The sequence below is a fragment of the Vibrio ordalii ATCC 33509 genome, assembly GCA_000257205.1.
GTDB lineage: Bacteria > Pseudomonadota > Gammaproteobacteria > Enterobacterales > Vibrionaceae > Vibrio > Vibrio ordalii.
The window spans coordinates 1-616 of the sequence record AEZC01000064.1 but is presented as its reverse complement, the minus strand read 5'-3'; the positions used below and the strand labels follow the sequence as shown (position 1 = coordinate 616).

At 42.7% G+C, this 616-nt stretch carries 1 pseudogene; it reads right to left on the bottom strand.

The features are described from left to right. Positions 1-494 (bottom strand): annotated as a pseudogene (locus tag VOR_RS17705) (efflux RND transporter periplasmic adaptor subunit); the annotation flags it as partial. Positions 495-616 lie beyond the last annotated feature (122 nt).

Genomic DNA, 616 nt, shown 5'->3' with positions numbered 1-616 from the left:
AATAAAACCAACGGTGCCATTAAATGGCGCACTAATGTGCAGATCGTTTAAATTTGCGTTGGCTGCATCTAAACGTGCTTGAGCAATATCAACACTCGCTTTTTGCGCATCGATTTCCGTTTGGGTAATGGCGTTCCGTTTGACCAAACGTTCAAACTCTTTCAACTTACGCTGTTCATCGTTCAAATAGGCTTGAGCCTCTGAAAGTGCGGCTTTGGCTTTATCATCATTAAGCTGAATTAAGAGCTGACCTTTCTTGACCTCTTGATTGGCTTTAATCGCAATATGACTGACTTTCCCGAAACTTCGGATGAGATCTCCACTGCGCGTTCAGCTTCTAATTTACCAATCAGAGAAAGGGACTGAGATACTTGATGAGTTGCCACCCGCTCTGCGACCACCGCAACGGCCTGCGAGGCTTGCGCAGCAAACGAACTTAACGGTGTGGTAAGCAAAGTAACCATCATTAAAGAAAGAATAGACGTGTTTTTCATGGTTTTTATTCAACAAGAAATAGACAGCTTGAATTGTAACTGCTTATACAACACTCGAACGTCAAGGAGTGTAAATCTTATTAAATATCTGTAATGTACGTCATAACTTAGCCTCCTCCGGC